We start from the raw sequence: 8741 nt of genomic DNA on the forward strand, positions 1-8741 counted from the left end.
CACTCAGTGCGCGGCGAACTGCACGTTCGTCGGCTGAACGACATCGGGCTTGACCGGCAGCGGGTTCACGACGAGGCGCTCGCCCCAGATGTCCGTGATCGCCACGGCACCGCCGCACCCGGCACCGTTCTCGGAGAGGAAGTAGTTGTAGTCGACGCGCTTGAGTTCCCTCCACTGCCCGCCGGCCTGCACTTCCAGCCGTGCCACCGGGTTGCGGTGGTCGATGGCCTGGATTCCGCACCACCACTGGCTCGACCCGGTCTTGTAGCGGATGGAGATCTTCTTCTCCAGCGGTGGGCTCACGAGCGTCCACGTCACCGGGATCTCGCCCTGCTGCGGGTCCGCGAGCCGGGCGAACGCCTCCTTGCTGAGGTCGAGCTGCCCGACCCGGCACGGCGCCGGGCAGAGGTTCGTGACCCGCACGGTGACGCTCTTGCCGTTCGCCTTGACGAGGATGTAGGCGCCGCAGGCCTTCGAGTCCTCGTAGTCCGACCAGTTCATCGCGACCGTCAGCGGATCGGGGCTCCGGTCGTACGAGCAGGCGCCGCTGCCGTCGGAGTCGTAGTGGGTCGCCGGGCCGTTCCGGGTGACGCCGGGCTTGATCTTGCCGACCAACGGTGCGCCGGCCGCCGCGACCGGTGATGGCTGCGCCGAGGACGACGAGGGCGGAGGCGACGAGACCGGCGGCGGTGGCGTGGTCGTGGTGGTGGGCGGGGCGGTGCTCGTGGTGATGCTCGTGGTGACTGCGGCAGCCACCGCACGACCGGTCACGTCCGCGTTGCCCCAGACCGCGACAGCGGCGGTCACCAGCACCAACACGGCTCCCGCCAGCACCGCGACACGACGCCTCGTCACCAAGCCAGCCCCAATCTCGCGATGTAGTCGTTCAGCTTCCCGGAGATCAACCGGTGGTCGTGCTGCGAGAAGTGCCAGTCACAGCCCAGCCGGTCGAGCGCGGCGTCACTGTAGTTCCAGTACCGCACGCGGCTGTCACCCCGGTCCTGTACGACCTGCCTGGCCGCGTCGGCGAACGCCCCGGAGGCCTCCGGCACGCTCACGAGAATCGTCGTGCCGGAGCCGTACCTGGACCGCAGCTTGTCCAGAAAGCCCTGGTACGCCGACTTGTACGCGCTCACGAGACTCCGCTGGTCCGGCCACTGCTCACCGGGCTTGAGCGCGGTCGAGAAGTCGTTGGTGCCCAATCCGACCACGATCAGCTGCGGCCGCCAGGTGCCGGGGTTCTGCCACACGTCACCGTCGACGTTCAGCAACGCCCGATCGTAATACGTGCGGTAGCTGGTGCCGGGTTCACCGCCGTTGTAGTTGCGGACCATGCCGCGGCCGGAAAAGGCGTTGATCTGGTAGTCCGCGTTCAACGTCCGGGCGGTGAGCGCACCGAAGGTCAGGTCGGCATTGCTGTTGCGGTCCACGCCGCCGTTCGCCGAGCAGTCACGGGTCGTCGACAGGTTGCCGTAACCCGCGGTGAGCGAGTCGCCGATGAACTCGATCTGCCGGGACCGCGCCGCGGGCTTCGAGAGGACATTGCCGACGAACCCGCCGAACTCCCCCGCCGCCCACGCGCTTTCCGACCGCTTGACGAGCCGGACACGGTGCTCGGCGTCGCTCAGGTTGCGCACCCAGTACGTCGTGCGGCCGGGTTTGACGAGCGTCGTCACGGTTCGTCCGTCGATCTGCACGTCGTAGTAGCTCGCCGCGTCGTTGAGCGTGACGCCGACGCTGGTGCCGCGGAACCGGCCCTCGAAGTACACGCCCGGCCAGGAGAACTGACCGGACTTCGTGACCCGGCCGGCGGTGTGGGCCTGATCGAGGGGGGCGGCCTGGGCCGCGGGAGCGCCGAGCAGTGCGGCGACGAGGACGACCAGAGCAGGCCTGGTAACCAATTTCCGCGACATGGGTCGAAAAGTGGCACGGCGCCCGACAGCCGTCAAGACGCTTCACCGGAAAATGGACGCGCTTCGACAAAACGGCGTCGAAGTCGATTCGATGGGATTGCCCGCATCGACGATCTCACTTTAGCCTCGCATGCGGCGATTTGAGCCGGACATCGGCGCGTTCGAGCCTCAGCATACGCTGCACCGATACTCGGGAAAGCGCTTTCCCGCTTGAACCGCAACGAGTATGCTGAAAGGAAGATCGTTTTCTGTTGCGTCTACATCAGACAACCCCTGCCGTCTGGAGACAATCGTGCGGAAACGTGTTCTGACCCTCGTAGCACTCGCCGTCCTGCCGTTCCTCGCCGCCAGTCCCGCTTCGGCGGACCGGCCCGACTGCGCTCCCGCCGCCACCGCGGCGTCCACCAGCGCCGCGAGCGTGAAGGTCTGGCTCGCCGGCGACTCGACGATGGCCAACCCGCGGTCGAGCTGCCCGGTCGGCTGGGGCAGCCAGTTCGACCCGCTGTTCAACGACAACGTGGTCGTGCAGAACGACGCGGTGGCCGGCCGGAGCATCCAGACGTGGCTGTACGAGTCCAACGTGCAGAACACGATGGACTCCGCCGGTGAGTGCGTGGTGAGCCCCAGGACGTTCCACCAGCGCTGGCTGAACATGCTGGACGCCACCAACGGCATGAAGGCCGGCGACTACCTGATGATCCAGTTCGGGATCAACGACGGCGACCGCAACTGCCCCAGGCACGTGGGCAGCGCCCGGTACAAGGAACTCCTCACGATGATGGCCAAGGCGGCCAAGGACCGCGGCGCCACCCCGATCTTCCTCACCCCCGTCTCCGCCATCAGGTGCAGCGGCAGCACGGCCGTCGCCACCCGCGGCTTCCTCACCGAGACGTTCGACGCGGGCAGGGCGAGCGGAGTCGCCGTCATCGACCTGCACAAGCTCAGCTACGGGCTCTACAACACGCTCAAGCTGTGCCCCAACGACGGTGACTACACCAAGGGCCCGGTCGGCGCGTTCTTCTGCAACGACCACACGCACTTCGAGGCGGCCGGTGCCAGGCAGATCGCCGGTGTCGTGGCGAAGGCGTTGCGCGACCAACGGATTCCCCTTTCCACCTACCTCAAGTGAACTGTCACGGTGTTGCCGATACCCGGAACCGCCTCCGCGCCCGGCAGCCCGACCTGCCAGGACGACGGCGGCGATTCGGCCTCGACGCAGATCCGGTTGCCGGTTCGACGCGTGTGGAACGTGGAACCCGCGACCTCAGTGGTGATCGAGGCGCCGTCGTCGAGCTGGTGGATCAGCAACGTGACGCCGTCGGCGTAGTCGTAGTCCGGGCGGTCGTCGACGGCGCCCAGCGGGAGAACCGTGTTCGGCCGCACCAGCAACGGCACGGTGAGGAAATCGCACGACATCGTTGTCCACCGGCCGCCCGGCACCTCGGCGCCGGTGAAGAAGTCGGTCCAGGTCCCTTCCGGCACGTAGAACGACACCTCGCCGTTGTCGGCGAAAACCGGTGCCACGAGCAGGCTGTCGCCGAGCATGTACTGGCGTTCGAGGTGCGTGCACGCCGGGTCGTGCGGGAACTCCAGCGCCATCGCCCGCATCATCGGCGTTCCCCCGGTGGCCGCTTGCCGTGCCGCGTGGTGCAGGTAGGGCATCAACCTGGCCTTCAACTTCGCGAACACCCGCAGCACGTCGACGGCCTCCTCGTCGAACAGCCACGGCACCCGGTAGGACCTGCTGCCGTGCAGGCGGCTGTGCGACGACAGCAGGCCGAACGCGATCCACCGCTTGAACAACGCCGGATCAGGCGTGCCCTCGAAGCCGCCGATGTCGTGGCTCCAGAACCCGAAACCGGACAGTCCCAGGGAAAGGCCGCCGCGCAGGCTCTCCGCCATGGCCTCGTAGGTCGACTCGCAGTCGCCGCCCCAGTGCACCGGGAACTGCTGCGACCCCACGGTTGCCGCGCGAGCGAACACCACCGCCTCGCCGTCACCACGTCGTTTCCGCAGCACGTCGAAGACGGTCTTGTTGTAGAGGTAAGCGTAGTAGTTGTGCATCCGCTCTGGATCGGAACCGTCGAAGTACACGACGTCGGTCGGGATGCGCTCGCCGAAGTCGGTCTTGAAGCAGTCCACACCCTGGTCGAGCAGAGCGTCCAGTTTGGACGCGTACCACTCGCGGGCCGCCGGGTTGGTGAAGTCGACCAGCGCCATGCCCGGCTGCCAGAGGTCCCACTGCCACACGTCACCGTTCGGTCGGCACAGCAGATAGCCGCCCTCGACGCCTTCTTCGAACAACGGAGACCGTTGGCCCACATACGGATTGATCCAGACCGAGATCCGCAGGTCCCGCGCCTTCAGCCGGTCGAGCATGCCGACCGGGTCGGGGAACGTGCGCGGGTCCCACTCGAAGTCGCACCAGTTGTACTCGCGCATCCAGAAGCAGTCGAAGTGGAACACGCTCAACGGCAGATCGCGCTCGATCATGCCGTCGATGAAGCCCGACACCGTCTGCTCGTCGTAGGACGTCGTGAAGGACGTGGACAGCCACAGGCCGAACGACCACGCCGGCGGCATCGCCGGTCTGCCGGTCAGCGCCGTGTACTTCCGCAGGATCTCCTTGGGGCTGGGCCCGTAGACCACGAAGTACTCGAGCGACTGCCCTTCGACGCTGAACTGGACGCAGGACACCTTTTCCGAGGCAACCTCGAACGACACGTGGCCCGGATGGTTGACGAATACGCCGTAACCCGCATTCGTCAGGTAGAACGGCACGTTCTTGTACGCCTGCTCGCTGCTCGTGCCGCCGTCGGCGTTCCAGATGTCCACCGTCTGGCCGTTGCGCACCAACGGTCCGAAGCGCTCGCCGAGCCCGTACACCACGTCGCCGACGCCGAGCGTGAGCTGGTCGCGGACGTAATGCTTGCCGTCCAGCGTCATGAAACCCATGCCCTTGGCGGAGCTAGACGTCAGCACGTCGCCGCCGACGGCGAATTCGACCTTCCAGTCGCGGTTCACCTTCACCTGCAGGTCGCCGGACGTGAGGGAATCGTCCGCGAGGCGCACGTGCGGTTCCGAGCCGGTCAGCGGGAACTCCGGTTGCCTGCGCTGCTCGCCCTCGAAGTGCGTGAGCCGCACCCTGATCACGTCGGGCATCGGCGAGGAGAACCGGACGGTCGCCACCGGGCCCTGCAACAGGTCGCCGCGATGGCGGATCGGTCGGGTCGGAGCGTGGACCACCAGCTCCCCCGCTGTCTGGGTGATGTCGTAGACCTCGACCGGATGAGCCGCCTTCACGCCGTCGCGCAGGAGCCAGTACCCGTTCGTGAATTTCATTCGACCGCTTTCACCGTTCGAATTCGAATCGAATCGCTTCGATTGCTTTTCCTGTGAGGAACGCTAGCGACAACGTGCCGGGTTGACGAGGGAGATTTCCGATGTTCTCGACCAGGCTGAAGGCGGGCACGGTCGTCGCCGCGACGATCCTCGGTGGTCTGGCACCGGCACACGCCGAGCCGCGCATCCTGGCCTGCGGCGACCGCACCTCGTACCCGCGGGCGATGGCCACCTGCGCCGCCAGATGGGCAGACCCGCCGAACCCGTAGATCCCCAACCCCGCTCGTTCTGCTGCGGACGCTGGTGTTGCCGCGGTTGTCGACGCGCACGCCCAGGCCGCCGGACAACCGCATGTCGATCTGGCCGAGGATGAGGTTGTCGACGTTGCGCAGGTGCGCGAAAGCCCCTGTGGCACCAACACGACGTTCCGCAACGTCAAGCTGAACAACAGCACGTCGAACGTGTGCCCGTGACGCTCAGCGGACGAAGACCGGTGGCTCGTCGGCCGCCAGGTCCTCCGGCAGCCGCAGCGCCTGCTGCCGCGGCACGAGCTCGGACTGCAGCACGATCGCCGCGGCACCGATCGCCGAGGCCGACGCGGCGGACGGCGACAGCCGCACGGAGACCGGATGGGCGATGACCGCGCCCTCCAGCTCCGCGCGCAGCACCGGCAGGTACACCGAGCCCGCGACGGCGAAGCTCGGGCCGGTCAGCACGAGGACCTCGAGGTCGAGCACGTTGGCCAACGAACGGGCCGCCACGGCGACGTACCGCGCGGACCGCTCCAGCAACGCGAGTGCCCGCGCGTTGCCCCGCCTCGCCGCCCGGCTGATGGCCGCGAAGTCCGCCGCGACCGGTGCGGCGGCACGGGTCCGGCCGCCGACGAGACCGGCCGCGCGGGACAGCGCCCGGTCGGCCCGCGCCCGCGCCACCACCGCGCCGGGACCGGCCAGCACCTCCAGGCATCCCCTTGCCCCGCAAGGGCATTGCGGCCCGTCGAGGTCGAGGCACGTGTGGCCGATCTCGCCGGCGTGGCCGCTCGGACCCCGATGCGTCGTGCCGCCGAGCACCACCCCCGCGCCGAGACCGGTTCCCATATACAGCGCGGCGAACGTCGACGTGGCGCCGACGCCACCGGACCAGTGCTCGCCGATCGCCGCCGCCGTCGCGTCGTTGTCCAGCACGACCGGCAGGCCCGTCGCACGCTCCAAGGCCGCACCGAACTCGGCGAGTGCCGGGGGACGTGCCGCGACCAGACCGAGGCCCAGGATTCGATCGCGTTCGACACCGACGCTGTCGATCAGCGCGTCCACCTCGCCGGCCATTCTGCCGACCACGGCGGCGGGCTCGTCCGGCCCGGAGCCGGCGCGCGAGATGCGGGCCACGACCGCGCCGCCGAGGTTGGTCAGCACGTAGGTGATCCGCGCGTCGTCCAGGTGCACTCCGACGGCGTAGCGCGCGAAGTGGTTGAGCTGCAACATGACCCGACGCTTGCCGCCGGTCGACTCGGCGTGCCCGGTCTCGGCGACCAGGCCCTCGTCGATCAGGCCGCGCACGACCGTGGAGATCGTCCCGCCGGTCAGGCCGGTGGCGTTGACCAGGCCGACCCGGCTGATCATGCCCGCCGCACGGATCAGGTCCAGCACGGCCGCCCTCGTGCTGGCATGGGTCACCCGCGCCGGTCCGCTCACCGCAATCCTCCGTCGAACGACGAACTTTTCTCATCGACAAGTCGTGCTCAGTAAACCATTCGGCGGCGTTGACTTTCTTTGTTTAGTAACTGAAGAATCCTCGCCGCGAACCACCCAGCGGCGGGGAGGATCAACGATGCTCAGGCAGATTTGCGCACTCGGTCTGGCGGTGGTCGTCGCGGCCACCGCGGCGTGCTCGGGGTCCGGCGGCAGCGGCAAGGCCAGGGAGACGCTGGTCGTCTACACCGGGCAGGCAGGCGACTTCCAGCTCAACTTCAACCCCTACGCCCCCACGCAGATCGAGGGGCCGGGCACGATCTACGAGCCGTTGTTCTTCTTCAACATCGCGAAGGACACCCCGCCGAAGCCCATGCTCGGCACCGAGTTCAAGTGGAACGCGGACGGCACCGAGCTGTCGGTCACCCTGCGGGACAACGTCACGTGGTCCGACGGCGAGAAGTTCACCGCGAAGGACGTGAAGTTCACGCTGGACATGGTCTCCAAGACCCCGGCCGTCAACAAGACCGGCTTCAAGGGCGAGACCACCGTCGTCGACGACACCCACGTGGTGGTCAAGTTCCCCGAACCGTCCTACATGGACGGACCGCAGGTGCTGGGCCAGCTCTGGATCATGCCCGAGCACATCTGGAAGAACTACGCCACCCCGGCGACCGAGGTGAACCCCAACCCGGTCGGCACCGGCCCGTTCCAGCTCGGCGACTTCAAGGCGCAGTCGTTCACGCTCAAGGCGAACCCGAAGTACTGGGGCGGCGAGCCCGCGGTCAAGCAGGTCCGCTACCTGTCGCTGTCCGGCAACCAGGCCGGGGTCGACGCGCTGAAGGCCGGGTCCGTCGACTGGCAGACCGGCCCGATCCCGGACATCAAGGACATCGAGAAGAACTATCCCGGGTACAAGGCGATCACGTTGCCGCTCAACCAGGTCGCGCTGTTCACGTGCTCCAACGCGCAGCTCGGCTGCCAGGGCGCGCAGACCGATCCCGCCGTGCGCAGGGCGATCTACTACGGCATGAACCGCACGCAGATCAACTCGCTGGCGTTCCAGAACGTCAACAGCGAGATGTCGCCCGGTTTCACGTTGCAGCCGCGCGACGCCCAGCTGCTGTCGAGCAAGCTCACCGACCGCATGGCGCCGATGAACCCGGACACCGCCAAGGCCGATCAGATCCTCACCGCGGCCGGGTACGCCAAGGGCCAGGACGGCCTCTACGCCAAGGACGGCAAGCCGTTGACGCTCACGGTGAAGGTGGTCGCCGGCTGGACCGACTACATCACCGCGCTGGAGACGCTGAGCCAGCAGCTGCTGGCCATCGGCATCAAGATCACGCCGCAGCAGCTGTCGTGGAACGAGTGGGCCGACGCGCGCGGCCGCGGCCAGTTCGAGCTGCTGATCGACTCGGTGGAACAGGGCCCCGCGCCCGACCCGTACTACACCTACAGCTACTTCTTCTCGACCGCGACGACGGCGCCGGTCGGCCAGGCGGCCAACCCGAACTTCTCCCGCTTCAGCAACCCGGTCGTGGACGACGCGCTGGTGGAGCTGAAGAAGACCGACCGGGGCAACCCCGCGCGGCAGCCGCACTACGACGCCATCCAGGTCGAGCTGGAGAAGTACATGCCGTACATCCCCGTGATGACCGGCGGCATCCCGACCGAGTTCAACGCCAAGGCGTTCACCGGCTGGCCGAGCAAGGACGACCTGTACGCGTTCCCCGCGGTGTGGAAGCGGCCGGACGCCTCGCAGGTGTACCTGAAGCTCAAGCCCGCCGGTAACTGA

Annotated in this window: 7 protein-coding genes; 3 read left to right on the forward strand and 4 right to left on the reverse strand. The window is 67.7% G+C overall.

The features are described 5' to 3' along the window. Nucleotides 1-3: 3 nt before the first annotated feature. The gene (locus JOD27_RS34050; protein ID WP_307830485.1) at nucleotides 4-855 is read right to left on the reverse strand and encodes an expansin EXLX1 family cellulose-binding protein; all 852 of its coding nucleotides are present in this window, start codon (nucleotides 853-855) and stop codon (nucleotides 4-6) included. Then, nucleotides 852-1913, reverse strand: a complete 1062-nt coding sequence (locus JOD27_RS34055; protein ID WP_204766428.1) for an SGNH/GDSL hydrolase family protein — start codon at nucleotides 1911-1913, stop codon at nucleotides 852-854. Before JOD27_RS34055 ends, JOD27_RS34050 begins: the two co-directional genes overlap by 4 nt. Nucleotides 1914-2205: 292 nt before the next feature. Between JOD27_RS34055 and JOD27_RS34060 the strand changes: the two genes are divergently transcribed. Continuing rightward, the gene (locus tag JOD27_RS34060) at nucleotides 2206-3042 is read left to right on the forward strand and encodes an SGNH/GDSL hydrolase family protein (RefSeq protein WP_204766429.1); all 837 of its coding nucleotides are present in this window, start codon (nucleotides 2206-2208) and stop codon (nucleotides 3040-3042) included. Here the strand turns inward: JOD27_RS34060 and yicI are convergent. Continuing rightward, the gene (yicI, locus tag JOD27_RS34065; RefSeq protein ID WP_204766430.1) at nucleotides 3030-5255 is read right to left on the reverse strand and encodes an alpha-xylosidase; all 2226 of its coding nucleotides are present in this window, start codon (nucleotides 5253-5255) and stop codon (nucleotides 3030-3032) included. The two genes, JOD27_RS34060 and yicI, sit on opposite strands and share 13 nt — an antisense overlap. A gap of 101 nt (nucleotides 5256-5356) precedes the next feature. Between yicI and JOD27_RS34070 the strand changes: the two genes are divergently transcribed. After that, entirely contained in the window at nucleotides 5357-5524 is a 168-nt protein-coding gene (locus JOD27_RS34070) for a hypothetical protein (RefSeq protein WP_204766431.1), read from the forward strand. Between the two features lie 207 nt (nucleotides 5525-5731). On the opposite strand, the gene JOD27_RS34075 is transcribed toward JOD27_RS34070, so the two are convergent. After that, a complete protein-coding gene (locus JOD27_RS34075) occupies nucleotides 5732-6946 on the reverse strand; it encodes an ROK family protein (protein ID WP_204766432.1) in 1215 nt (404 codons plus the stop codon). A 136-nt stretch (nucleotides 6947-7082) separates the two neighbouring features. Between JOD27_RS34075 and JOD27_RS34080 the strand changes: the two genes are divergently transcribed. After that, complete coding sequence (locus JOD27_RS34080) at nucleotides 7083-8741, forward strand: ABC transporter substrate-binding protein (RefSeq protein WP_204766433.1); 1659 nt, start codon at nucleotides 7083-7085, stop codon at nucleotides 8739-8741.

Source organism: Lentzea nigeriaca (assembly GCF_016907955.1).
In the GTDB taxonomy this organism is placed as follows: domain Bacteria; phylum Actinomycetota; class Actinomycetes; order Mycobacteriales; family Pseudonocardiaceae; genus Lentzea; species Lentzea nigeriaca.

Coding starts and splice junctions, on each gene's coding strand:
- yicI (WP_204766430.1), bottom strand. CDS start 5,255: ATGAAATTCACGAACGGGTACTGGCTCCTGCGCGACGGCGTGAAGGCG.
- JOD27_RS34055 (WP_204766428.1), bottom strand. CDS start 1,913: ATGTCGCGGAAATTGGTTACCAGGCCTGCTCTGGTCGTCCTCGTCGCC.
- JOD27_RS34080 (WP_204766433.1), top strand. CDS start 7,083: ATGCTCAGGCAGATTTGCGCACTCGGTCTGGCGGTGGTCGTCGCGGCC.
- JOD27_RS34070 (WP_204766431.1), top strand. CDS start 5,357: ATGTTCTCGACCAGGCTGAAGGCGGGCACGGTCGTCGCCGCGACGATC.